This window comes from Sphingomonas sp., from assembly GCF_035317925.1.
Taxonomy (GTDB): domain Bacteria; phylum Pseudomonadota; class Alphaproteobacteria; order Sphingomonadales; family Sphingomonadaceae; genus Sphingomonas_I.
This window is the reverse complement of sequence record NZ_DATHFV010000134.1, coordinates 1-22585: the sequence shown is the minus strand read 5'-3', so window position 1 is coordinate 22585 and position 22585 is coordinate 1. Positions and strand designations below refer to the sequence as shown.

The 22585-nt window shown below is 66.0% G+C and carries 26 protein-coding genes and 2 tRNA genes; 8 read left to right on the top strand and 20 right to left on the bottom strand.

What is annotated here, in order from left to right:
• Window positions 1–137: 137 nt before the first annotated feature.
• On the bottom strand, window positions 138–527 hold the full coding sequence (locus VK533_RS10075; RefSeq protein WP_324377013.1) for a PilZ domain-containing protein: 390 nt from the start codon (window positions 525–527) through the stop codon (window positions 138–140).
• Between the two features lie 107 nt (window positions 528–634).
• Window positions 635–1144 carry a hypothetical protein gene (locus VK533_RS10070; protein ID WP_324377011.1) on the bottom strand — a complete coding sequence of 170 codons (510 nt, stop codon included), beginning with the start codon at window positions 1142–1144 and terminating at the stop codon, window positions 635–637.
• A gap of 68 nt (window positions 1145–1212) precedes the next feature.
• Here VK533_RS10070 and nadC point away from each other — a divergent pair, with 68 nt between their 5' ends.
• Together nadC and VK533_RS10060 are read left to right on the top strand one after the other, a co-directional pair.
• Complete coding sequence (gene nadC / locus VK533_RS10065) at window positions 1213–2058, top strand: carboxylating nicotinate-nucleotide diphosphorylase (RefSeq protein ID WP_324377009.1); 846 nt, start codon at window positions 1213–1215, stop codon at window positions 2056–2058.
• Complete coding sequence (locus VK533_RS10060; protein WP_324377007.1) at window positions 2055–2741, top strand: ribonuclease T2 family protein; 687 nt, start codon at window positions 2055–2057, stop codon at window positions 2739–2741. Before nadC ends, VK533_RS10060 begins: the two co-directional genes overlap by 4 nt.
• Here VK533_RS10060 and VK533_RS10055 read toward each other — a convergent pair.
• Both VK533_RS10055 and VK533_RS10050 read right to left on the bottom strand, forming a co-directional pair.
• Complete coding sequence (locus VK533_RS10055; RefSeq protein ID WP_324377015.1) at window positions 2731–3168, bottom strand: DUF4112 domain-containing protein; 438 nt, start codon at window positions 3166–3168, stop codon at window positions 2731–2733. The genes VK533_RS10060 and VK533_RS10055 overlap by 11 nt on opposite strands.
• Window positions 3169–3210: 42 nt before the next feature.
• Entirely contained in the window at window positions 3211–4431 is a 1221-nt protein-coding gene (locus VK533_RS10050; protein ID WP_324377005.1) for an ABC transporter substrate-binding protein, read from the bottom strand.
• 83 nt (window positions 4432–4514) lie between these two features.
• On the opposite strand from VK533_RS10050, the gene VK533_RS10045 reads away from it, so the two are divergent.
• Entirely contained in the window at window positions 4515–5120 is a 606-nt protein-coding gene (locus tag VK533_RS10045; RefSeq protein ID WP_324377003.1) for a methyltransferase domain-containing protein, read from the top strand.
• 3 nt (window positions 5121–5123) lie between these two features.
• Here VK533_RS10045 and VK533_RS10040 read toward each other — a convergent pair whose 3' ends face one another.
• From VK533_RS10040 to aroA, 13 genes are all read right to left on the bottom strand, one after another.
• Window positions 5124–5432, bottom strand: coding sequence for a DUF6968 family protein (locus VK533_RS10040; protein ID WP_324377001.1), 309 nt, complete (start codon window positions 5430–5432; stop codon window positions 5124–5126).
• A 15-nt stretch (window positions 5433–5447) separates the two neighbouring features.
• A tRNA-Leu gene (locus tag VK533_RS10035) sits at window positions 5448–5534 on the bottom strand.
• Window positions 5535–5724: 190 nt separating this feature from the next.
• Complete coding sequence (locus VK533_RS10030) at window positions 5725–6003, bottom strand: integration host factor subunit beta (RefSeq protein ID WP_324376999.1); 279 nt, start codon at window positions 6001–6003, stop codon at window positions 5725–5727.
• Window positions 6004–6174: 171 nt separating this feature from the next.
• Window positions 6175–7911 (bottom strand): 30S ribosomal protein S1, encoded by a 1737-nt coding sequence (gene rpsA, locus VK533_RS10025; protein ID WP_324376998.1) that lies wholly within the window; start codon window positions 7909–7911, stop codon window positions 6175–6177.
• Window positions 7912–8437: 526 nt separating this feature from the next.
• Window positions 8438–8821 (bottom strand): hypothetical protein, encoded by a 384-nt coding sequence (locus VK533_RS10020; RefSeq protein WP_324376996.1) that lies wholly within the window; start codon window positions 8819–8821, stop codon window positions 8438–8440.
• Window positions 8822–8912: 91 nt separating this feature from the next.
• Window positions 8913–10673 carry an ATP-binding protein gene (locus VK533_RS10015; RefSeq protein WP_324376994.1) on the bottom strand — a complete coding sequence of 587 codons (1761 nt, stop codon included), beginning with the start codon at window positions 10671–10673 and terminating at the stop codon, window positions 8913–8915.
• A complete protein-coding gene (locus VK533_RS10010) occupies window positions 10670–11260 on the bottom strand; it encodes a response regulator transcription factor (protein WP_324376992.1) in 591 nt (196 codons plus the stop codon). Before VK533_RS10010 ends, VK533_RS10015 begins: the two co-directional genes overlap by 4 nt.
• A 226-nt stretch (window positions 11261–11486) precedes the next feature.
• On the bottom strand, window positions 11487–12071 hold the full coding sequence (locus VK533_RS10005; protein ID WP_324376989.1) for a peptidylprolyl isomerase: 585 nt from the start codon (window positions 12069–12071) through the stop codon (window positions 11487–11489).
• Between the two features lie 15 nt (window positions 12072–12086).
• A complete protein-coding gene (cmk, locus tag VK533_RS10000; RefSeq protein WP_324376987.1) occupies window positions 12087–12722 on the bottom strand; it encodes a (d)CMP kinase in 636 nt (211 codons plus the stop codon).
• Complete coding sequence (locus tag VK533_RS09995) at window positions 12719–12970, bottom strand: CBU_0592 family membrane protein (protein WP_324376985.1); 252 nt, start codon at window positions 12968–12970, stop codon at window positions 12719–12721. Before VK533_RS09995 ends, cmk begins: the two co-directional genes overlap by 4 nt.
• On the bottom strand, window positions 12967–13890 hold the full coding sequence (locus VK533_RS09990) for a proline iminopeptidase-family hydrolase (protein WP_324376983.1): 924 nt from the start codon (window positions 13888–13890) through the stop codon (window positions 12967–12969). The genes VK533_RS09995 and VK533_RS09990 overlap by 4 nt, the downstream gene beginning before the upstream one ends.
• On the bottom strand, window positions 13887–14366 hold the full coding sequence (locus VK533_RS09985; RefSeq protein ID WP_324376981.1) for a hypothetical protein: 480 nt from the start codon (window positions 14364–14366) through the stop codon (window positions 13887–13889). Before VK533_RS09985 ends, VK533_RS09990 begins: the two co-directional genes overlap by 4 nt.
• Before the next feature lie 4 nt (window positions 14367–14370).
• Window positions 14371–15708 (bottom strand): 3-phosphoshikimate 1-carboxyvinyltransferase, encoded by a 1338-nt coding sequence (aroA, locus tag VK533_RS09980; protein WP_324376979.1) that lies wholly within the window; start codon window positions 15706–15708, stop codon window positions 14371–14373.
• 111 nt (window positions 15709–15819) lie between these two features.
• Here aroA and VK533_RS09975 point away from each other — a divergent pair, with 111 nt between their 5' ends.
• The 3 genes from VK533_RS09975 (at window position 15820) to VK533_RS09965 (ending at window position 17071) form a co-directional block, all read left to right on the top strand.
• Window positions 15820–16134: a TIGR02300 family protein gene (locus VK533_RS09975; protein WP_324376977.1), complete on the top strand. Its 315-nt coding sequence runs from the start codon at window positions 15820–15822 to the stop codon at window positions 16132–16134.
• 170 nt (window positions 16135–16304) lie between these two features.
• A tRNA-Ala gene (locus tag VK533_RS09970) sits at window positions 16305–16380 on the top strand.
• A gap of 91 nt (window positions 16381–16471) precedes the next feature.
• A complete protein-coding gene (locus tag VK533_RS09965; RefSeq protein ID WP_324376975.1) occupies window positions 16472–17071 on the top strand; it encodes a hypothetical protein in 600 nt (199 codons plus the stop codon).
• Window positions 17072–17081: 10 nt separating this feature from the next.
• On the opposite strand, the gene VK533_RS09960 is transcribed toward VK533_RS09965, so the two are convergent.
• Window positions 17082–17360: a GNAT family N-acetyltransferase gene (locus tag VK533_RS09960; protein ID WP_324376973.1), complete on the bottom strand. Its 279-nt coding sequence runs from the start codon at window positions 17358–17360 to the stop codon at window positions 17082–17084.
• Window positions 17361–17448: 88 nt separating this feature from the next.
• Here VK533_RS09960 and VK533_RS09955 point away from each other — a divergent pair, with 88 nt between their 5' ends.
• Both VK533_RS09955 and VK533_RS09950 read left to right on the top strand, forming a co-directional pair.
• Window positions 17449–19119, top strand: coding sequence for an MFS transporter (locus VK533_RS09955; RefSeq protein ID WP_324376971.1), 1671 nt, complete (start codon window positions 17449–17451; stop codon window positions 19117–19119).
• 58 nt (window positions 19120–19177) lie between these two features.
• The gene (locus tag VK533_RS09950) at window positions 19178–19345 is read left to right on the top strand and encodes a hypothetical protein (protein WP_324376969.1); all 168 of its coding nucleotides are present in this window, start codon (window positions 19178–19180) and stop codon (window positions 19343–19345) included.
• Here the strand turns inward: VK533_RS09950 and mdoH are convergent.
• Complete coding sequence (mdoH, locus tag VK533_RS09945; protein WP_324376967.1) at window positions 19342–21150, bottom strand: glucans biosynthesis glucosyltransferase MdoH; 1809 nt, start codon at window positions 21148–21150, stop codon at window positions 19342–19344. The two genes, VK533_RS09950 and mdoH, sit on opposite strands and share 4 nt — an antisense overlap.
• A 116-nt stretch (window positions 21151–21266) precedes the next feature.
• On the bottom strand, window positions 21267–22585 hold a 1319-nt coding region (locus VK533_RS09940; protein WP_324376965.1), incomplete at its 5' end, for a glucan biosynthesis protein.

The window sequence follows — 22585 nt, the reverse complement described above, 5'->3', positions numbered from 1 at the left end:
ACCGGATGCTGGAAATGGCGGGCGGGACAATCGGGCGCGGCGATCTCGGCGCGCGCTAGAGCCTGATCGTCATCGGGGGAAGCGCTGTGCGCTTCCCCCGATGACGTGAATCAGGCTCGATCAAAATCCAGCGGTGGTTAGCGCGCCTTCCCGGGTAGCGTGAAAGAGTCGTCCGCTTGCTGCTGCGCCGCTTCCTCGGCCGCGCGCTCGTGCAGGCGGGTCACGAACCGGGCGGTGATCGGGTTGCTGAACCGCACCCCGATCATGACCCTGCGCACCCAACAGACCTGCGCTTCGACGACCTGATGGTCGCCGAGCTCGATGAAAAAGAAATCGCCGATCGCGAACGGCTCGTCGACCAGCCCGCAGGCGCCGCCACGCGACAGATCCTTCAGGCGGATCTCGAACTTCTTCTTGCCCATGCGGCAGGGGAAGGTGGTGCCCTTGAAGGCCCACCTGAAATAGGCGCGCTTGTCGGACGGGTCGTCCGCTTGCTCGGCGACGCTCGAAGGGGATTTGGCACTCATGAGCGTCGGATGCCCTTCATACGCCTCATACGTTGGTTCAGATGGTTTGCCTTAAATTGTAACGTCACATCGGCAAACATCCTTAACGAAGCGTGCCTTAATTTCGTTCAAGGCTGTGGCGTCAGCGCCGGATCGGGTGCGGCCTGGGCAGAGAGAACCGCCGGGTCGCTGGCCAGATGATAGAGATAGCTATGGCGCGCTTCGCTGCCGATCTTGAGCTTTTCCAGATGCTTGCGCTGTTCGTCGGTCAGCCGGAAGCGGTGATAGCCATGATCGATCAGGCATTTGTTGACCAGATCGAGCTGAAAGGTCTTCACGTCCTTGCGGCTCTCGTCGACGTGCACGCCCTGCACGATCGTGCCGATCATCAGCTCATTGCCGAGCGGATCGCCGGGGGCGCCGGCGTAAGTTTCGATCAGCTTGGATCCCTGGACGAAATTCTTCGCGCCTTCGGTACCGGACACGTCGGTGTAATAAGCGCGCATCGCGCAGTCGACCGAGTCGGCGCGATAGGTTGCCAGCGGCACGCCCGGTTTGCCCCACGACAAGGGCGGCGCGGGTGCGGCGATGGCCGCCGTGGGAAGGATGGCTGCAAGCGCGACGATGGCGATCCGCATCTCTCTCTCCAACTTGTCTTTCGATCATTCTATCAGTCGCCCAAGGCGCCGACAAACCGGACAAAGTAATGCCCTTCACGCTCGATGGCTTCGATACAGGCGCTTTTGTCGCCGCCACGCTCGCCGAAGATCTCGGACAGAGCGGTGACATCACGTCGGCGGCGGTGATTCCCGCTGCCGCGCGCTTTGCCGGAGCGATGGCGAGCCGCGACGCGATCGTCGTCGCCGGTATCGGGCTCGCGGCCGCTTTCTTCGCCGATCTCGATCCCGAAGCGCGGATCGTGCCTTTGGTCGAGGACGGCGTGACCGTGCCCGCCGGCACCGCCTTGCTCCGCGTCGAGGGCAAGGCGCGCGCGCTGCTGACCGCAGAGCGGTCGGCGCTCAACACGGTCCAGCATCTGTCCGGCATCGCGACGCTGACCCGATCCTATGTCGATGCGATCGCCGGTACCGGTGCGATCCTGCTCGACACGCGCAAGACGATCCCCGGCCTGCGCCGGCTGGAGAAATACGCGACCCGCATGGGGGGCGCGCACAACCATCGCATGGGCCTGTGGGATGCGGCGATGATCAAGGACAATCATGTCGCGGTCGCGGGCGGGATCGGCCCGGCCGTCCGCCGCGCGGTCGAGGCGGGGATCGCGCGCATCATCGTCGAGGTCGACCGGCTCGACCAGATCGCGCCCGCGCTGGAGGCAGGGGCGACCTGGCTGTTGCTCGACAACATGGCGCCGCCGATGTTGCGCGAGGCGGTCGCCCTCGTGAATGGGCGCGTGCCAACCGAAGCCTCGGGCGGCGTGCGGCTCGACACGATCCGCGCGATCGCCGAGACGGGTGTGACCTATATCTCGGTCGGACGGCTGACCCAGTCGGCACCCGCCGCCGACATCGGACTGGATTTCGAGGCTTTATGATCCGTCTTGCACGCTTAGCCCTGATCGCAGGCGCCCTGGCCGCCGGCAGCGCCGCATCGGCGCAGCCGGTTCCGGCCAACCTCGAAACACCGCATCTCGAATTTCCCCCGGCCGATCAGCCGCCGCGCGTGGTGCCGATCGTCAGCTACACTTTGGCGCTGATCTGGGCGCCGCAACATTGTTTCCACGCCGTCGGCGGCGCCGAGGCGCTGCAGTGCGGGCGCGATACGGGCACCGGCTTCGTGCTCCATGGTCTGTGGCCGGATGGGGAGGGCAGGAACTGGCCGCAATGGTGCGGCGATGCGCCGGTGCTGCCGCGTAAAGTGATCGCGGATTACTATCGCGCGACGCCCTCGCCGCAGCTGCTGCAACACGAATGGGCCAAGCATGGCACATGCGTTCCCGGCATGACGCCCGACAGCTATTTCCGCCAGTCCAGCCGTTTGTTCTTCGCGCTGCGTTCGCCGGACATGGATGCGCTGGCGAAGGCGCCGTTGACCGAAGCGCAGCTTGCCGAGGCGTTCGCGGCGGTCAATCCCGGCACGACCGCCGAGAGCATAAGGCTCAACCTCGACAAGCAGGGGTGGCTGCAAGAGGTATGGTTCTGCCTCGACACCAATTTCCGCGCGATGCCCTGCGCCGCGCCCGCTTTACCCGCGCGGATCGTTCACATCAGGCTTTAGGCTCAAGCGTCACCGTCGCCGGATGATATTTGTCGAGATGCCGGCGGATGATCTTGAGATTCATGCTGTTCGATCGGAACAGGAAATCCGGGATCGCGCCGATCACGGGAATCGCGCCGAGCACGAAATCGATCCCTACATTGCCGAACATGCGCGCCATCTGCCATTTCGACATGCCGAGGTTGCGCGCTTCCCACACCAGCCAGCTGCCGAGGATCGCGCCGATCACGTCGCCGCCGACCGGGATCACGTCGAGGATGACGTCGAGGCCGACCGGCCGATTGATGCCGGGGATGACGAACATCCGCTCGAGCAGATGCTCCATCGCCTCGACACGCTTGCGCACCGATTGCGGATCGCGCCCCAGACCGGGGATGCGGTCCGCGAGCGCGTGATAGGGGCGGGGACGGGTGTTGGTGCCTTCCATGGCGTGTTTATCGCGCAGGCGCATGACTTTGTTCCGCTCAGCTCAGCGCCGCGCACGCAACTGATCGAGCGGATGGGCCGAGAGCCCGTTTTCGGTGAACAGATCGAGGCCGGGCGCGACCAGCGACCAGCGCACCGGCGCCGCCATCGGAATGAAGGGCGGGTTGATCAGCGCCAGCCGATCGTTGGGATCGCAACCCGCGCTGAGCGCGCAAGCGAGCGTGGCGAGCGTGCCCGGTGGGGCCACCCGATCGACCAAAGCCAGATCGGCATCTCGCGCCTCAGGCCCGACCATTTCGGCGCTGATGCCGACCTCGGCCCACGAACGTGCCGCCAGCGCGAACAGCAGCCGCGCGCCGGGGCCGCGCGGCATCGCGACCCGGATATGCGCAGGCTGCCCGGCGAGCAGAGCCAGCGCTGCCGCACGGCGTTCGGCCAGCGGCGGTTCGATCGCCGATCCGGCGATGGTGGTGGCCTTGGCCTGGCCGGGGGCGCCGACGGCGGCAACGATCCGGTCGCGGTCGATCGCGAGCGACAAGGCGGTGCGCAGCGGCGTCGACAGGCTGGGATTGCGGATCGCGAAGCCGAACAGCCCGGTGGCCGGATCGAAGCGCAAGGTATCGCGCCGTGACTGCGCGGCGCGCGCCACCGGCAGATCGATGAAGCTGCCGCCCAGCACCAGGGCCGAATCGCCATTCTGGAAGCGCACGACGGCGCGCCCGACCCGTTCCGCGCGGAGCAGCACGGGCGCGGGCGCATCCTCCGCCTGGCGCGCCTCCAGCAATACGCCGTCACGATCGCGCTTGCCGGGTTTCAGCGGCGTCGGCGATCCGACTACGAATTCGGGCCGGGCCAGCAAAGGCAGCAGATCGGGCTGCGGCGCCGACAGCCGCATCTCGACCACCGTGCCCGTGACCGCGTCGATGCTCTCGACCGGCGCTACGCCCACGAAATCTGCATCGTGACGATGCCGCCGCATCGCATCGCGCAGCCGCCGCGCGATCACTGCCGCCGACAGGCCGGCGCCGTCATCGATCCGGAAGATATAATCGAGCCCGTCGTCGAGGATCGCCCAGCGCGCCGCCGCGCCGGGAATGACCTGACCCTCGCGATCGAGCCGCACCAGCCCGGCATCGGTCGCGGCGACGACCGGCACGTCGGTACGGTCGCCGATCACGCTCACGCCGATCGTGCCGCCGCCGCGGCCGCCATGGCAGCCGGCGAGCAGCAGACCGGCCAATGCGAGGATCGATGGGGCCTTCACAGACCGAGCTTACGCGCCATCGGCGGAACGGAACAAGCGCCGCCGTACTTGGCGCGGTGGCCGGCCCCCGATAGACGGGAGCCATGACCCAGGCCGCCTTTCCGCTCGATCATGCGCCGCCGGGCGAGGCCGGGAAATCCTATGCGCGGCGGCTGAAGACCGGCTTCTTCGAACGCTATTGCAGCGGCGATGTCGTGCTCGACGTGGGCTATAGCGGCTACGACAATCCGGAGGGCAAGACGGCCCTGCCGCGCGCGATCGGCATCGATCTGGATTATCCCGGCTACGATGGCCTCCATTTGCCGTTCGGCGACGCAAGCGTGGATACGGTCTTCTCCAGCCATTGCCTCGAACATATCGCGCAGGAACGGGATGCGATCCGCGAATGGTTTCGCGTGTTCAAGGTGGGCGGGTTCCTGGTCTGCTTCGTGCCGCACCTCGCGCTCTACGAGAAACGCAGCAGCCTGCCGTCACGCTGGAACGGCGATCACAAGCGCTTCTACACGCCCGCCTCACTGATGGCGGCGGTGGAAGGCGCGCTGGACGTGAACAGCTTCAGGCTCCGCCACCTGAAGGACAACGATATCGGCTTCGATTATGCGCTCGGCCCCGACGAGCATTCGCAGGGCTGCTACGAGATCGAGCTGGTGATCGAGAAGATCCGGAAGCCGGATTGGGAATTAGCCTGACTGCTATCCGTGCACGTCGAGCGTTGGCAGGTCCAGGTCCGGTTGTCCGAGATAAGTGATATCGCGCCCCAACGTGTCACGTACTTCTCGCATATCCGAGCCCACGACGCGTAGCGCGTTGTATAGCGCGCCGATGGCGTCAACTCCCATCGTATATCGTAAGCGCCCCGGCCAGCTCAGGCCCGCGATCAAATAGTAGCATCGGAAGTTTTCACCGTCCGGAATAGGAGCGAAGATCTTGACCAAGATTTCGTCTGTGCCGTCCACCTGGAAGGAACGCTCGCCGATTAATTGGTGAGAGGGCTCGCTCATGGCTGATTCCATCGTTGGTGCGGACGGCGGGACTCGAACCCGCACTCCCTAACGGGAAAAGGATTTTAAGTCCTCTGCGTCTACCGGTTTCGCCACGTCCGCACGGGCGACGGCTTAGCCGCAGCAGTGCGGGAAACGCTAGGGGCGGTTTGAATCCTCCTCTTCGTCATTCCCGCGGATGCGGGAATCCAGCTGCCTTTTGGGCAGAGATGCGAAGCCGGAGCGTTTTTAGAAAGCGGGATTCCCGCGTTCGCGGGAATGACGGTGGTGCAGAAAATACCGTGCCCGAAGTTCACACGTTCAGGCGGTGGCGCATTTCCTTGCCCGGCTTGAAATAAGGGACGCGCTTGGGCTGCACGTCGACCGGCTCGCCGGTACGCGGGTTGCGGCCAACGCGGCCGTCACGCGAGCGGGTGGTGAAAGTGCCGAAGCCGCGCAGCTCGACGCGGCCGCCTTCGGCGAGGCGCTTGGAGATGGCGTCGAATACACTGGCGACGATCTGTTCGACCTCGCGCGGGGACAAGCCCGGCTGATCCTTGTGCACCAATGCGATAAGCTCGGACCTGATCACTTCGGTTTGCCCCCTCTTAAGCGCTTTGGATATCGCCGCTTCTGTCCCCCCAAGGGAGCCGCGACGTGCGCCGTTTTACTTCATGCGGTCAAACCAAACGCAGATCAATCTGACCAAACGATAGAGGACCGAGGCGGGGATGTGCCCGCCCCGGTCCTAAATCGCAAGCCTTTAGGCCTCGTCGCGCGCCTTCAGCGCCGCGCCGAGGATGTCGCCCAGCGACGCGCCCGAATCGGACGAGCCATACTGCGCAACCGCCTGCTTCTCTTCGGCGAGTTGCATCGCCTTGACCGAGAAGGTCGGCTTCTTCGAACGATCGAAGCCGGTCACCATCGCATCGAGCTTCTGGCCGGGCTGGAAACGCTCCGGACGCTGCTCGTCGCGATCGCGGCCGAGATCGGCGCGCTTGATGAAGCCGAACGCGCCATCGTCGCCGACCTGCACGTCAAGGCCGCCGTCGCCCGAGGCGAGCACGGTGACGGTAACGATCGCGCCCTTGTTGACGCCGCTCGCATTGGCCGCACCACCCGAACCAGTGCCCGCTGCCGGGGCAGTGGAGGCGCCAGCGCGCTCGAGCTGCTTGATGCCGAGGCTGATACGCTCCTTCTCCGGATCGATGTCGAGGACCTGAGCCTTGACCATCTCACCCTTGTGGTGAAGCGCGAGAGCTTCCTCGCCCGAAACGCCCCAGGCGATGTCGGACATGTGGACCATGCCGTCGATCTCGCCGTCGAGGCCGATGAACAGGCCGAACTCGGTCGCGTTCTTGACTTCGCCTTCCACGGTCGAGCCGACCGGGTGGGCTTCGGAGAACTTCTCCCACGGATTGGCCTGGGCCTGCTTGAGGCCGAGGCTGATCCGGCGCTTCTCTTCGTCGACCTCGAGGATGACGACTTCGACTTCCTGCGACGTCGAGACGATCTTGCCCGGATGGACGTTCTTCTTGGTCCAGCTCATTTCGCTGACATGGACCAGGCCTTCGATGCCCGGCTCCAGTTCGACGAACGCACCATATTCGGTGATGTTGGTGACGCGGCCGGTGAACTTGCCCTCGATCGGGTACTTGGCGGCGGCGCCCTCCCACGGATCGCTCTCGAGCTGCTTCATGCCGAGGCTGATGCGCTGGGTGTCGCGATTGATGCGGATGATCTGCACCTTGACCGTGTCACCGATGTTGATGACCTCGGACGGGTGGTTGACGCGCTTGTAGCTGATGTCGGTGACATGCAGCAGGCCGTCGATGCCGCCGAGATCCACGAACGCACCATAATCGGTGATGTTCTTGACGACGCCGTCGACGATCTGGCCCTCGGCCAGGCTCTGGATGAGGCCGGTGCGCTGTTCGGCGCGGGTCTCTTCGAGCACGGCGCGGCGCGACACGACGATGTTGCCGCGGCGGCGATCCATCTTCAGCACCTGGAAGGGCTGCGGGATGTCCATCAGCGGGCCGACGTCGCGGACCGGGCGGATATCGACCTGCGAACCGGGCAGGAAGGCCACGGCGCCGTTCAGGTCGACCGTGAAGCCGCCCTTCACGCGGCCGAAGATCACGCCATCGACGCGGTTGCCGGCAGCGAATTCTTCCTCAAGCTTGTCCCATGCGGCTTCGCGGCGGGCGCGGTCGCGCGACAGCATCGCTTCGCCGGCGGCATTCTCGACCCGGTCGACATAGACTTCGACCTCGTCACCCACGTTCAGTTCGGCCTTCTGGCCGGGGGCGGGCGCGAACTCGCGGAGCGGGACGCGGCCTTCGGACTTCAGGCCCACGTCGATCACGACCATGTCGTTCTCGATGCCGGTGACGGTGCCCTTGACGACCCGTCCTTCGAAGCCCTGATTTTCGCCGCCGAGCGTGTCGTTCAGAAGCGCCGCGAAATCGTCTCGCGTGGGAAATGCCGTAGTGGCCATAAAAGATAGTAACCTTTGCAGTGTTTTCCGGCCGTCCGGTTGTCTCCGGAGGTCTCTTGGCCGATCCGCCGTCCGAGCCTCATGCGCGAACGGCATCCATTGGGTGAAACGTGCGGAGGGCTTAGCGCGAAATGCGAAAAGGGCGCGTCAAAAGCATGGGATATCCCACGCCTTGCGCGCCGTCCTCCGCGAGCATCGCTCGCTGGATGAACATTCCATAGCGAACGCAGGCGCTTTGGGCAAGCGGGGAGGGGCTTAAGGGTCCAAACCCAACTACGGCAATGGCTGGGACGGAGCGGATTTTGGCGCACAGGTTAGGAGCAAGGAGGGAACGATGGCGATTCATCGTGACCGACGCGCGACGCCGCTGTGCGCCAAAATCCGCCCGCCGCTTCGCGGTCGCCCGGAGAAGGCCTCCGGCTGCGTTGCTTGCTTGCGCGTAGTTTTGACTACGCGACTGCGCTGCGCGCCTTGCCGGAGGCCTTCTCCGGGCGATCACAGCCGTTGCCGTAGTTGGGTTTGGACCCTAGCCCTTGGGTTTGGGCGGACGGCGGTTGCCGCCGCCGCCGGGGCGGGGGCCGTTGCGGTTCTGGGGCGGGCGCGGACCGCCTGGCGGACGCGGGCCGCCCGGACCTTGCGGACGCGGCCGGATCGGCGGCGGAGCGGGGCGGCCGGGGGAGACACTATAGCCTTCCTTGAGCAGCCGGTTGAACGCCGCGCGCACGGATTCGCCGATGCTCGCCTGCAATTCCTTGGGAAGATCGCCGAAGGTCGTGTTCGGGCCGATCGCCTGAATGTCACGCAGCATCGCATTGGGAACGCCCTTCGACGCGGCACGCAGCGCGGCGACGGCGTCGATCAGGGAGGAGAAGATGATCTCCTGCATCAGGTCGGTGGCGGATTTGGTCATGAGGTCCACAAGCGGGCTGGGGGGTCTGATCCTTTAGGCGTGGATCGGCGGTGGGCCAATGACAAAGTCTCGTCCGGAGCGCTCTCGGTGCTTATGCGATTCCCAGCAATGCCCTGAGCTGCCCGGCACGCAGCGGCTTGTAGAGCAGGGGCACGTCCTGATCCTGGGCGGCCGCGATCAGGCCGGGATCGAGATCGCCCGTCACCAGCACCATCTCGGGCGGATCCGGCAGGTCAAGCGCGCGGACCCTGCCGATCAGGTCGAGCCCGTTGAGTCCCCCGGGCAGGCGATAGTCCGACAGGAGCAAGCGGGGCCGCGCGCCCGCTGCGAACCGATCGAGCGCCGTTGCGGCGTCGCCGACGATCTCGAACGCGACGTTCCAGCGTCCCAGCAATTCGGCCAGGCCGCGCTGGACGTTGCGGTCGTCATCCACGAACAACACCGAGCCCCCGCTGCGCGCGACCGGCGCGACGGCGGGCGCCTCTTCCGGCGCGGTGGGTTTGTCGATCAAAGGCTGGTCGAACAGGAAGCGCGAGCCCCGGCCAAGCCGCGAGCGCACTTCGATCGCGCCGCCCAGCAAGGCGACCGAGCGCTGTGCGATCGACAGGCCGAGGCCGAGCCCCTTGCGCCGGTCGCGCTCTGGATTTCCGAGCTGGACGAATTCGTCGAAGATGCGGTCGAGATCGGCCTCGGCAATTCCGACGCCGCTATCCCATACCTCCAGGCGCAGCCGCTCGCCCCGCCCGCGTGCCGCGATCAGGATCGCGCCCTTGTGCGTGCAGCGCAGCGCGTTGGAGACGAGGTTGGACAGGACCTGTTCGAGCAGAGCCGGGTCGCTCCACACATGCTCGCCGCCGGACCGCAGCCTGAGGTCGATCCCGCGTTCGGCCGCGAGCGGGCGGAAATAGTGGCTCAGCCGGTCGAACAATTCGTCGATCGAAACCGCCGCGAAGCGCGGCTGGACCGCGCCCGCCTCCAGCTTGGACACGTCGAGCAGCCCGTCGAACAGGCTTTCGAGCGCGGCGATATTGTCCTGGATATTGGCGACGACGCGCTTCCCCTCGGCATCCAGCCGCAGATCCTCGAGCGAGGCCGAAAACAGGCCGAGCGCGTAAAGCGGCTGGCGCAGATCATGGCTGGCGGCGGCGAGGAATTGCGACTTGGCGAGATTAGCCTGTTCGGCCGCGCGGCGCGCATCCTCGGCCTCCGCCTTCTGCACCGTCAGCGCCGCGACCAGCGCGCGATTTTCGAAACGGATGCGGAAGCCGTCCTGGATCGTGCGCGCCTGAACGCGGCAGAACAGGATCAGGATCGCGGCGAAGCCGACCGCCGCCACGCCCAAAGCGGGATAGCCGACCGTGCCGACCGTCAGCATACGTACCAGCACGAACGCGAAGATCAGCCCGACAAAGGCATAGAGGCCGGGCGGATTATAGGCATTGGCGGGCACGCTGCCACCGGCGATGCCGAACAGGCCGCACAGGGTCAGCGCGACCGTGACCGGCGTTTCGGGCCGGGCGAACAGGAAGATGGTCGATCCCCACACCACGCCCGCCAGCGCCATGTAGCCGGTGTAGAAGAGCGCCCAGCGCGGCAGCTCGGCCGGCCCCGGCGCGCGCCGGCGATAAGCTTGCAGCAGCGCCTCGCGCAGGACCTGGGTCGCGAGCTGGACTGCGAGCCAGATCAGGATCGTCCGGTGCGGGCTGTGCGGCCAAGCGGTCACCACCATGTAAAGCGTGACGATCCCGGCTGCCGCCGCGCTGTTGCGCAACTGCAGATAGAGCGTGCGGATCGCTTCGGTGCGGACCGGTTCGCGATCTTCGGCTGTATCGGCCGTCGCCGCCGCGATCATGCGATCAGGCCGAGCTCGCGCGCCCGCAAGATCGCCTGGACGCGGGTCTGCGCGCCCAAAGTCACGAACAATTCGGTCAGGTGCGCGCGCACGGTGCGCTCGGCGATGCCCAGGCGGTGGCGGATCTCCTTGTTGCCATGGCCCAGCGCGAGCAGTTCGAGCACTTCGAGCTGGCGCCCGGTCAGGTTGGGCACGCCTTCGCCGGCGTCGTCGAAGGCGGTGCCGCCACCCAGCACCGCCGCGATCCGCGCGATCATCGCCTCCGACGGCTCGCGCTTGCCGATGAAGCCGGCCGCGCCGCACGCCTGCGCTCGCATCCGGGCGGCGGCGTCCTCGCGCGCCGAGATCAGCATCAGCGGAATATGCGGATAGATGGCGGCCAGTTCCTCCATCAAGGTGAAGCCGTCGCGCCCGGGCAGGCCCGCATCGACGATTACCACGTCCGCCCCCTGCTCGGCGAGCGTGGCGCACGCCGCATCGGCGCAATCCACGCTGCGCACCGCCCAATCGGGCGCGAGCGCCTGCGCCATAAGCGCAAAGCCCTCGCAGAACAGCGGATGATCCTCGACCAGTAAGAGCGTCGCCACTCGGCCATTTCCCCCCGGAGCCGAACTGCGCGCAGCATGGGCCGCAGAGCGCTGCGGTTCAAGCACAGGCTGAGGAGGGGGGTAATTGCCTATTTAGGCATGTTTGTATGTTCAGCGGAGCTGAACCGCCGCCGCACCGGCCCGCACCCCCACCCGACCTCCCAGCAGGATATTCTATGGGAGGTCGGGTGGGGGTGCGGGCCGGTGCGGCGCTCGAACAAAAAAGTCAGTTGATCCGCTTGATCGTGATGATCTTCACCTTGTCGCGGATGATCTGATTGAGCGTCATCTCGTCATAGCCGCCGGGAAAGGTCGGCTTGGCGAGGATGCGTTGGGCCACCGCCTTGCCCGTCAGCATATGACCGAAGGCGGCATAACCGGCATAATTGCTGCGCGCGTCGAGATCGGGTGCAGGGCCCATCACGATGAAGAAATCGGCCATCGCCGAGCCGACCTCATTACGCGCCATCGAGAGCGTGCCGTCGGTATGCTTGATACCGGTCTTGCTGGTCGGCTCATGCCTGATCGGCAGGAAGCTCTTCGAGATATTGTGGTCGAGCCCGCCCTGGATCAGGCCATTGCCCTTGATGCTCGTGCTGCGCGCCGCGCGGTAGAAATAGGTGCCGTCGAACTTCTTGGCATCGATATAGCGCAGAAAATTGGCGGTCGTGATCGGCGCGCGCTTGGCTTCCAGCACCGCCGTGATCGTGCCCTCGCTGGTGACGATCGCGATCCTGGGCAAAGGCGCGGGGCGGGCGGCATGCGCGCCGACCGCAAGCAGAGACAGGGAAGCAACAAGCAACCGGATCATGCTGATATTCCGAGATTAGTCGTTGGCTGCGGAAAATGGCCGATCCTCGACCAGGGCGATGGCGGCGGCGATCGCCGCGTCGATCGAAAGTGCGCTCGTGTCGAGCAGGACGGCGTCGTCGGCCATCCTGAGCGGGGCCGCGGAGCGCGCGGAATCGCGTTCGTCGCGGGCGCGGATGTCGTTCAGCACCGCGTCGTAATGGATATCGAGGCCCATGCGGCCAAGCTCGTCGTGGCGGCGCTGCGCGCGCACGTCCGCGCTGGCGGTCACGAACAATTTGGCGTCGGCATGGGGTGCGATCACGGTGCCGATATCGCGCCCGTCGAGCACCGCGCCGCCCGGCTGGTTGGCGAAATGCTTCTGCCGGTCGAGCAAGGCCGCGCGCACGCCGGGATGGGCGGAGACCAACGACGCCGCCTTGCCCGCCGCCTCCGACTTCAGGCCCGGATCGTCGAGCGCGCTGCTCAGATGATGCGCCGCCTCCAGCGCATCGTCCGGCGATGCGGGATCGCCGCCGGCCTCCAGCACCGCGATGCCGACCGCGCGATACAGCAGGCCGGTATCCAGATGCGGCAGGCCGTAATGCCGGGCCAGCGCTTTCGCGATCGTGCCCTTGCCCGACGCGGCGGGGCCATCGACGGCGATGATCATGCCCGTGCTCGCGTCATGAGCGCCTTGACCAATCCGAACAAAGCGATTGCCGCCCACACGATCTCCAGCGCCATCGAGGCCATATTGAAATGAACCATCAAGGACGCGCCCAGCAACGCCGCGCCCACCAGGTTCAACAGGTTGAACAGGACGAGGTTCATCGACCTCGATAGATTCGAGTAAGCGAACGCGATCACCATGGCGGCATCGCCGACCAGGCCGACGATATTGGCGGAATCCCAGATCATGCGTCCTGCCTTAGGAGCCATGGGCGCAATATGGCCAGATAGGCCGGTGCATTATCGTTCATCGCGAAGTGCGCGGCGTCGGGAATGACCGCGAAATCCGCGCCCGCCATGCGCGCGAACGCGGCCACCGTCTCCGGAATCGCCTCATCCGCTTCGCCCGTCACGAACAGGGTGCGCCTGCCGTCGAGCCGGGCGAGCAGGGGGCGGCCTTCATAGTGCTTGAGCGTGCCGCTCGCGGTGAATTCGGCGCGGCCCCACATGTGATTGTAGATTTCGGCGTTGAAGGCGCGCGGCAGCGAGGCTTTGTAGGCGGCGATTTCGGGTGTCGGATCGGCGAGATAGATGTGGCGGCGATAGAAGGCCTCGGTCGCTTTCGCGCATTCTGCCTCGCTCGCCGCGCCGGGCGTGTCGCAGCGATAGAGCAGGTCGCGAATCTCGGGCGGCATCGCATCCTTGAGGCGATTGGCATCCTCGAGCCACTTCTCGGTCGTGATGAGCGGCGATTGCACGATCAATCCGGCGAGCGCCTGCGGTTGGCGCGCGCCATATTCGAGCACCACCAGCCCGCCCCAGCTCGTGCCCAGCACATGCCAGCGTTCGATCCCGAGATACGCGCGGATCGCTTCCAGCTCGTCGACGAAGCGCGAAACGGTCCAGTTGGCCGGATCGCCCGGACAATCGGAGCGGCCGCTGTCGAGCTGATCGTAGAGGATGACCGCGCGCTCGTCGGCCAGAGCGGTCGCGTTGAGGAAATACCAGTGCGAGCTGCCCGGCCCGCCATGCACCATCACGATCGGCGGGCGGCCGTTGTGAAGATCGCCGTTGATGCGGACGTAGATATGCCCGCCCGCGACGGAGATCATTTCTTCGCGATCGGGCGTGAGACGGATGCCGGGCAGGGCCGGCGCAGTGCGGCTCACGTGAAATGATACGCATCGACATGCAGGCCGGTCAGCCTGCGGTCGCGCCCAAAGTGGAGATCGACCCAACCCACGCCGATGAGGGCTTCGCAAGTGATGCCGTCCGCGTCGGCTACCGAGTCACAGTGCAGCTTCGGACCGCGGAGAAAGGCGTTAACCTGGCGCACGACATCCGCCTGCCGTCGTAGGCGTCCGATCCCCAGCGCCCCGATCGGGCCGTCGCCGATATCCTTCACCTCGATCGCCTTTACCGCCAACCGGTTCTCTTCGTCGGCGGCATGCACGACGTTGTTGGCATCGATATATTCGCAGTCGCCCCACTGCCGGCACGCTGGGTCGGTCACCTTGAGGTGCCGCAACGGGAAATGTGTGCCGAAAGGAATCGATGAAAAACTTCGTTCGATCCGGGTCATCAGCGCGTTGCCGGTGTAAGGAGAGGCGGTTGCGATCCCCAGGCCAAGGAGGAGCGTCAGCATCGCCTCAGGCGATCTCGGCGCCGAGCGCGCGCATCAGATCGGCGAAGATCGGGAAGCTGGTCGCGACCGGGGCCATGTCGTCGATCGTGACGGGATCGCGCGACACCAGCCCCGCGACCGCGAAGCTCATCGCGATACGATGATCGAGATGCGCGGCGATCGTCGCACCGCCGGCCAGCTTCTCGCCACCGGTGCCGTCGATGATCAGCCCGTCCTCGGTTTCCTCGACGCGCGCGCCGATCGCGCGCAGCCCCTCGGCCATCACGGCGATCCGGTCACTTTCCTTGACGCGCAATTCCTCGAGCCCGCGCGTCACCGTGCGGCCTTCGGCCAAGGCGGCGGCGACGAACAGGATCGGGAATTCGTCGACCATGCTCGGCACTATGTCGGGCGAGACCTCGATCCCCTTGAGCGTCGAGCCGCGCACGCGCAGGTCCGCGACCGGCTCGCCGCCGACCTCGCGCCGATCGACCAGCTCGATGTCGCCGCCCATCAGGCGCAGCACCTCGAACAGGCCGGCGCGGGTCGGGTTGAGGCCGACATTCTCGACCGTCACGTCCGATCCCGGCACCAGCAAAGCCGCGACCACCGGAAAAGCGGCGGAGGAGGGGTCGCCCGGCACGATGATGTGCTGCGGCTTCAGTTCGGCTTCGCCCCGAATCGAAATGATCCGCGCGCCGTCCGCATCCTGCTCGACGCTCAGCTCGGCACTGAAGCCCCGAAGCATGCGCTCGCTATGGTCGCGGGTCGGCACCGGTTCGATCACGCGCGTGATGCCGGGCGTATTGAGGCCGGCCAACAGCACCGCCGATTTGACCTGCGCGGAGGCGACCGGCAGGCGATAGTCGATCGGCACCGCCGGGCTGATCCCACGCAGCATCAGCGGCAACCGCCCGCCCGGGCTGGAGGTGAACTCGGCGCCCATCTGCGACAAGGGCTCGATCACGCGGTTCATCGGCCGTTTGGACAGCGATGCGTCGCCGATGAAGGTGACGGTGATCGGGTGGCTCGCAACCAGCCCCATCAGCAGCCGGGTCGAGGTACCCGAATTGCCCATGTCGAGCGCGCTCGCCGGCTGGAGCAGCCCGCCGACCCCGACGCCATGAATCGTCCAACGCCCGTCCTCGCCGCGATCTATGTCCGCGCCCATCGCGCGCATCGCCGCTGCCGTGGCGAGCACGTCCTCGCCCTCCAGCAGCCCTTCGACTGTGCTTTCGCCCACCGCCAGCGCCGACAGCATCAGCGAACGGTGCGAGATGGATTTGTCGCCGGGAACGCGTACGCGGCCGGTGAGGGCGCCCAAACACTTGAACGCCGCGGGGGTGGGGGCCATGTTGTGCATCGGCGGCGGTCCTTGCCAGCGGCTCTTGCCCGTGGCAAGGCGCGCGGCGTTCGGGCTGGTCCGCCGTCATGGCCGGATCGCCTTCCTTACTTTTTTATCGGAGCTTTACCCGTGGTGAAACCTGAATGGGGCACCAAGCGCACCTGTCCCAAGTGCGGCACCCGCTTTTACGATCTCGGCCAGGAAGAGCCGATTCACTGTGTCGAATGCGGCACCAACTTCGAGATCGATCCGGTCCTGAAGTCGAAGCAGCCGCTGCCGTTCGACGCGCCGAAGCCCGCCGCCGTCAAGGAAGATGCGGATGAGGATCTGGCCGAAGAGCTGGACGTCGACGAAGACGAAGAGCCGAGCGCGGACGACGATGTCGATCTGGGCGGCGACGACGATATCGGCGTCGACACCGGCGACAAGGAAGAAGATCACTAAAAATCTGCACGCGGGCATTCGTGATCGCTTGATTCACGCCCACGGCCAAAACGCTCCGCGTTTCGGCCCCGGACGATCAAGTGATTTCGCCCGCTTGCACGAGCGCCGCGCCTGATCTAAGGCGCGGCCCTCAAATGCCGCCGGCACCATCCCAGGGCCGGCACGGGTATGGGGCCGTAGCTCAGCTGGGAGAGCGTCGCGATGGCATTGCGAAGGTCTGGGGTTCGATCCCCCACGGCTCCACCAACCCCTTTTTCCGGACCATATTGGGCGATACCGCTCGCCTCCGCCGCGCTTTGACGGCATCCTGCGTGCGTTCAGGTGCGCGGAGCCGATTATGCAGCAGCCCCTCGATCCGACTTTGGCCGATTATACGGACCGCTGGTCCGCGTTCGGTGCAGTGCTTTTCGATATCGCAAACCGTCTGCAGCAGCTTCCGCCCGACACGATCTGGCCGATCGACGGCACCAGCGGCGGCCATATCGGCGACGTGACGCTGGCCGATTTCGCGCGGAAGTTCGCGAACATCTCGTGGATGCTGACCGACAAGGATTATTCGGCGCTCAATGGCGGCGTCGGCGAGGTCGTGTCGCATTTTTCCGGCAAGACCTGGACGGGCGCGGCCGAAGAGATACGCGCCAGCGACTTCGCGATCTACATGGCCTGGCCCGACCAGGAGGGCGCGACCTATCTGGCACTTCACGAGACCGCGCACGTGACCGCGCTCGGCCTGCAGATGAATGCCATGCTGTTCGACCTGTTCCTCCATCAGGGCGGCGACCCGAGGCGCTACGCCAACACGCCGCTGTGGACCTATAACGAGGCGGTCGCGAACGAGATCGCCGCAACGGTCGCCAAAGCGATCGCCCTGCCGAGCCTGCCGACGCCGACCGGCGGCTTCCCGACCACGATCATCCGCAGCAAACACATCGTCTGACCCGTCCGGCCTAAGCGGCGAGCAAGTCCGCCTCCTCAGGGTGGCGCTCGATATAGCGTGCCACGAAGGGGCATTCCGGCACCACCTTGAGGCCGCGCTTGCGTATATCCGCGAGCGCGGCCTTGATCAGCACGCTGGCTAGGCCATGGCCCTGCAGCCTTTCCGGTACGACCGTATGGGTCAGCGCGATCGCCGCACCGCGCGGTTCGTAATAAGCGACCGCGATCCCGCCTTCGCCCGCCAGTTCATAGCGCTGCCGCGCTTCGTTGTTGGTCACTTCTCCGGCCACGAATGATCCTCAATCCCTGTAGGTACGTACCTACCTTGTAGCGCCCGCGACACAGATTGGCGCGATGCCGCCCAAAAATCGAGCCGTCATGCATCGCGCTTCCGCTTTGCCGTTGCGCATCCGGCCGGCGCGGCCCTTCCTCGCCTCAATCATAAGGCGGGGCGGGGACAACATGGGCGGTATCGGTAGCACTTTGTCGGATCGGCAGGCGATCTGGGCGTTCGCGCTCGGTTGTATCGCGGTGACGGCGGGCGTGTGCGCGCATCTGCCGATGTTCCTGATGGCGCGCGCGATGCATTATCATCTTGCCGGGATGCCGATGGGCGGCACCATGATCTTCGGCATGGCGCTGATCATAGGCGGCGTGTTGGTGGCGGCTTATGGCTTGCTGCCGCGCAACCTCAGTGCGCAACGCGCCGCTGCTGCTGACATCGTCATCGCCGCACCCGAGGATGCGCCGCTGAGCGCCGCCCACTGGCGCCTGATGCTGGTGCTGGTGGTCGCCCTGATCATCGACGTGATGAAACCGGCCTCGCTCGGTTTCACCGTGCCTGGCATGATCAGCGAATATGGCGTGCCCAAGGCGACCGTGTCGCTGGTGCCGTTCTTCGCGTTGATGGGCACGGTCACCGGATCGTTCGTGTGGGGCGTGATCGCCGACATTTACGGGCGCAAAGCCTCGATCCTGCTGTCCGCGGTGATGTTCGTCGGGACCTCGATCTGCGGCGCGATGCCGAGCCTCGCCTGGAATATCGGCATGTGCTTCATGATGGGCATGGCCGCTGGCGGGATGCTGCCGGTGACCTATGCCCTGCTCGCCGAGATGATGCCCAACCGCCATCGCGGCTGGAGCCTCGTGCTGGTCGGCGGACTGGGCGCGGTCGGCGGCTATTTCGCGGCGAGCGGGATTTCGGCCTTGCTGCAGCCGATCTTCGGCTGGCGGATATTGTGGCTGGTCAATCTGCCGACCGGGCTGACCCTGGTGCTGCTGGGCGGGTTCATCCCCGAATCCGCCAAATTCCTGATGGCGCGCGGACGGGTGCACGAGGCCGAGGCGGTGATGAGGCGCTTCGGATCGGTCGCGAAGAAGGCCAGCACGGTTGCGGCGAGGGCGGCCCGGAACGGCCATACCGCGCTGACCGGCGCCAAATTGATCGGCAAGCTTGCCGCGCTCAGCATTTGCGCGCTGACTTGGGGACTCGTGAATTTCGGGCTGCTGCTGTGGCTGCCGGCTGACCTGGTCGCGAAGGGCTATTCAGTCGGCGTGTCGAGCAAATTGCTCGCCGAATCGGCCTTGATCGCCTTTCCGACGGTGTTCGTCTGCGCCTTCATGTACAGCCGCTGGAGCACCAAATGGTCGCTGGTGACCTTGATCGGTGTGACCCTGCTCGGCCTGCTCGGCGTGCTTCATCTCGAGATGAGCGGCGGCGGCAGTCCGGTATTGCCGGTGGCTTTGCTGATCGTCGGATCGAACGGCATCATCGCGATCGTGCTGCCTTATGCGGCGGAAAGCTTCCCGCTGCGCGTGCGTGGTCGCGCGACCGGCTGGGTCGCGGCCTGCACCAAGGGCGGAGGTCTGATCGCACAGGCGCTGACCATCTCCGGCGTGGTCCTGTCGATGGGGCTTTCGTCCGGCCTGATCATGATCCCGGCCGCTCTCGCCTTGGCGCTGATCGCCTGGTTCGGGCGCGAGACGCGCGGCAGCGATCTGCGCGACCTCGATAATATCGGGCAGATCGGACAAGCTGGATTCACCTGAGGCATGCGGCCAAGCTTCCGCTCGCGCGTTCGATCGGGGAGAGCAAGAAGGACCGAACATGGCCAAACCGCCCGAAACCCCGCCGCATTCGGACATCGAAGGCGTCAACCAGGACGCCCGCATCGGCACGCCGTCCAAATCACCGCATCCCGATCCTGGCGCGGCTTTGCGGCATGCCAAGGATGAATCGAAGGGGCGGCCCAAACAGACCCCGCCGCTGCGCTAGGCGGGGGCCAGCGTCCTGGTAGGCGCGAAACCGACTTCCAACGCTGCCGACGGGGCCTCGCCGGGATCGGCTGCGAACAGGCCGATGCGTGCGGCCTTCTCGCCCCAGTCTGCGCGCGAGGTCCACGCCGCCAGCAAGGGCGCGCCGAGCAGGCCCAGCGCGACCGGCAACTGCCAGATGCCCGTGCCGAGATCGGCCATCGCCATCAACCAGAAGGGCAGGCCTAGCAGGACGTGCACCCGGTAATGCTCGAAGGCCTCGATCAGTCGAAGCCCGTCCGTATCGCGGCGCTGCGGCCGCCAGCCGCTCTGCTTGCCGCTGAGGATCTCGACGATCGACAGGCATTGCGATGCCATCATGATCGGCGCGACCAGGATCGAGAGCGGGATTTCGGCAAGCAGGCTGATCAGGATGCCGCGCCATCCGCCGAGGCTGCGCACCAATTCGCGGTCGAACAGTGCCCAGACCAGAGCGAGCAGCTTGGTTCCGAACAGCAGGATCACGGTAACCGCGACCAGCCACCACGGGGTCGCCGAGCCCGCAATCGCCCCGCCCACGCGCAACGATTGGATCGCGCCGACCGCGAGCAGCAGCAGCCAGAGCGGCGAGGTCAGGTAAGAGGATGCCCCCATCAGCAGTTGCAGCCGGCTGACCCAGTGCAGGCCCGATGCATCGAGCAGGCGCAAATGCTGAAGATTGCCCTGGCACCAGCGCCGATCCCGGATCGCATGATCGCTCAGGGTCGGCGGGCTTTCCTCGTACGTACCCGACCGCAATACCATCATCCGGGTCCGCCAGCCGCGCCGTCGCAACAGCGCCGCCTCGACCATGTCGTGGCTCATGATCGCACCGCCCAACGGGGCTGGACCGGGCAGGCTCGGCAAGCCGCAGCTTTCGGCAAAGGCGCGCACACGCACGATCGCGTTATGGCCCCAGAAGGTCGCTTCGTCGCCCGACCACCAGTTAAGACCGACACTGAAGATCGGCCCGTAAAAGCTTACGGAGAATTGTTGCCAGCGTGCGAACAAGGTCCGCGCGGCGGTCAATTGCGGATTGGTCTGGATCAGGCCGACCTCCGCGTCCGCTTCGAGCTCCGAAGCGAGCCGGGCCATCGCTTCGCCGCTCATCCGGCTGTCCGCGTCGAGCACGATCATCGCTTCATAGGCACTACCGAAACGGCGCACCCAATCGGCTATGTTGCCAGGCTTGCGGGCTTCGTTGATCGGGCGACGGCGGTAGAAGACGGGGCAGCAGCCGGGGTGGCGAAGCAGGCGGCACTGCGCGCGCTCCGCGGCCTCGGCCGCCGCGCCGGAATCGCTCAGCACGAAGAAGTGGAACAGGGATTGGGTCTCGATCCGGGCGAGATCGGTCGCCATGCGTGCGATCCGCGCACCGACCGCGGCGATATCCTCATTATAGACCGGCACCAGCACCGCCACCGGCCGCGATGGCGCGGCGAAAGCGCGTGCGATCGTCGACCGATTGCGGATCGAGACGATCAAACCCGCGCCTGCGGTAAGCAGGCCGAAGCCGATCCAGGCGAACAGCATCAGGCTCAGGATCGCCAACACCTGGTCGACCGCGTCATATCCGTCGAGCGCGAGCAAGGCGGCGATGCCAAGGCTCGCGCCGAAGCCGATCAGCCCGCTGCCCGCGATCAGGAAGATGCGCCGCGCCCAATGACGGGGCGGAGGCGTGCGATGGGTGGGCTGCGGGCGGGCGTGGAAATCCTGCACCGGCATCGCCAGCGGCGCCTCTGGCGGCAAGTCTTTATCGGCAAACGAGAAACCGGTTACGCAGGGCATGTCTGGCCTATCTGAGACTTCTGACACGCCTTCCCGAAATACCTCTCCACTGACCTCGTGGGTCTGTTGGATGCAATGGCCGAGGTGGTCGGGAGTTCCTTCTCGAAACTCGAGTTTCACAGGAACTGATATAGGAGCGTTTCAGTCAAAGCGGTGCCGCTACGGCGCAGATAAGCCCGTAAGTCGCTCGTTTCACCGCTCTTATGCGGAATGTCGGCGATCAGGCGCCAGCGATTCTGCGTGCCGACCACCGGATAAGCCACACTGCTGATTGGTTTCGCGCCTGACAGGGAGACGACCGGCTCGACCCCGCTCGACCGATCCAGCCCGGCCAGCGCGGGGCCCGCGAAATCGGCGACCAGCCGCGTCGCGCCAGGAATCGGATCCGTCCCCGGGCGCCCGGCGACACCACGCCAGCAATCCACCACGCGCGCCACGGCCGCGGGCTGCGGCTCGTCGCCGATCCAGTGCAGGCGATAGTCGATCGCATAATGCGTGCCGGCCTTGGCCGGTGCGGCGGGAGTCCAGAAAGCGACGATATTGTCGTCGGTCTCGCCGCGCGTCGGCAATTCGAACAAGGTGACCGCGCCTGGCCCCCACGCGCCCAGCGGCTCGACCCACAGGCTCGGGCGTTTCTCGTAGAAGACGCCGTCGTCCTGATAATGATCGAAATTGCGGTCCCGCTGGAGCAGGCCGAAGCCCCTAGGATCGCGATCGGCGAAGCTGTTGGTGATAGCATGGGGCGGATTGTCGAGCGGCCGCCAGATGCGCTCGCCCGCGCCGGTCAGCATCGCCAGCCCGTCGCTGTCATGGATTTCGGGGCGCCAGTCGACCGCCTTGTCGCGGCTGCCTTCGCCGTACCAGAACATGCTCGTCAAAGGCGCGATGCCGAGCCGTTCGACGTCGCGGCGCAGCTGCGCGACAAAGCTCACGTCCTGGATCACGCCGGCGGCCGTGCGCCGATTGACGAAGCGCCACGCGCCCGCGACGCTCGGGGAATCGAGCAAGGCATAGACCGTGACCGCATCGCCGGGCCCGCGCTCGATCCAGAAATGGCCGAAGCGCGGAAATTCCTCGGGCTTGCCGAGGCCCGTGTCGATCGCGAGGCCGCGCGCCGACAGGCCATATTGGTCGAGCGCGCCCGACGAGCGGAAATAGGAGGCGCCCTGGAAGGCGAGCCAGTCGCTCTTGCCGCCGGGGCTCATCAGCCGAAAGCCGGAGAAACCGGCGACGTCCGCCGGCAGATGCTCGGCGCCGCTGAACAGGTCGCGGCGGAAATCGAAGGCGCGTGCCTGCCCGTTCTCGACCACCGAGATCGCGACCGGCGTGTGCGCGTAGCGGTTGAGCGGGAAGAAACGCACCGGCGCGGCGCTGTTCGGCCAGACAGTCGCCTCGGGGCGAAAGGCGATGCTGTTCAGGGCATCGTAGGTGACCG

Bases quoted from the DNA above. Each gene is read 5' to 3' on its own strand.
- VK533_RS10075 (WP_324377013.1), bottom strand. From the start codon at position 527: ATGAGTGCCAAATCCCCTTCGAGCGTCGCCGAGCAAGCGGACGACCCG.
- VK533_RS10070 (WP_324377011.1), bottom strand. From the start codon at position 1,144: ATGCGGATCGCCATCGTCGCGCTTGCAGCCATCCTTCCCACGGCGGCC.
- nadC (WP_324377009.1), top strand. From the start codon at position 1,213: ATGCCCTTCACGCTCGATGGCTTCGATACAGGCGCTTTTGTCGCCGCC.
- VK533_RS10060 (WP_324377007.1), top strand. From the start codon at position 2,055: ATGATCCGTCTTGCACGCTTAGCCCTGATCGCAGGCGCCCTGGCCGCC.
- VK533_RS10055 (WP_324377015.1), bottom strand. From the start codon at position 3,168: ATGGAAGGCACCAACACCCGTCCCCGCCCCTATCACGCGCTCGCGGAC.
- VK533_RS10045 (WP_324377003.1), top strand. From the start codon at position 4,515: ATGACCCAGGCCGCCTTTCCGCTCGATCATGCGCCGCCGGGCGAGGCC.
- VK533_RS10040 (WP_324377001.1), bottom strand. From the start codon at position 5,432: ATGAGCGAGCCCTCTCACCAATTAATCGGCGAGCGTTCCTTCCAGGTG.
- rpsA (WP_324376998.1), bottom strand. From the start codon at position 7,911: ATGGCCACTACGGCATTTCCCACGCGAGACGATTTCGCGGCGCTTCTG.
- VK533_RS10020 (WP_324376996.1), bottom strand. From the start codon at position 8,821: ATGACCAAATCCGCCACCGACCTGATGCAGGAGATCATCTTCTCCTCC.
- VK533_RS10015 (WP_324376994.1), bottom strand. From the start codon at position 10,673: ATGATCGCGGCGGCGACGGCCGATACAGCCGAAGATCGCGAACCGGTC.
- VK533_RS10005 (WP_324376989.1), bottom strand. From the start codon at position 12,071: ATGATCCGGTTGCTTGTTGCTTCCCTGTCTCTGCTTGCGGTCGGCGCG.
- cmk (WP_324376987.1), bottom strand. From the start codon at position 12,722: ATGATCATCGCCGTCGATGGCCCCGCCGCGTCGGGCAAGGGCACGATC.
- VK533_RS09995 (WP_324376985.1), bottom strand. From the start codon at position 12,970: ATGATCTGGGATTCCGCCAATATCGTCGGCCTGGTCGGCGATGCCGCC.
- VK533_RS09985 (WP_324376981.1), bottom strand. From the start codon at position 14,366: ATGCTGACGCTCCTCCTTGGCCTGGGGATCGCAACCGCCTCTCCTTAC.
- aroA (WP_324376979.1), bottom strand. From the start codon at position 15,708: ATGCACAACATGGCCCCCACCCCCGCGGCGTTCAAGTGTTTGGGCGCC.
- VK533_RS09965 (WP_324376975.1), top strand. From the start codon at position 16,472: ATGCAGCAGCCCCTCGATCCGACTTTGGCCGATTATACGGACCGCTGG.
- VK533_RS09955 (WP_324376971.1), top strand. From the start codon at position 17,449: ATGCATCGCGCTTCCGCTTTGCCGTTGCGCATCCGGCCGGCGCGGCCC.
- VK533_RS09950 (WP_324376969.1), top strand. From the start codon at position 19,178: ATGGCCAAACCGCCCGAAACCCCGCCGCATTCGGACATCGAAGGCGTC.
- mdoH (WP_324376967.1), bottom strand. From the start codon at position 21,150: ATGCCCTGCGTAACCGGTTTCTCGTTTGCCGATAAAGACTTGCCGCCA.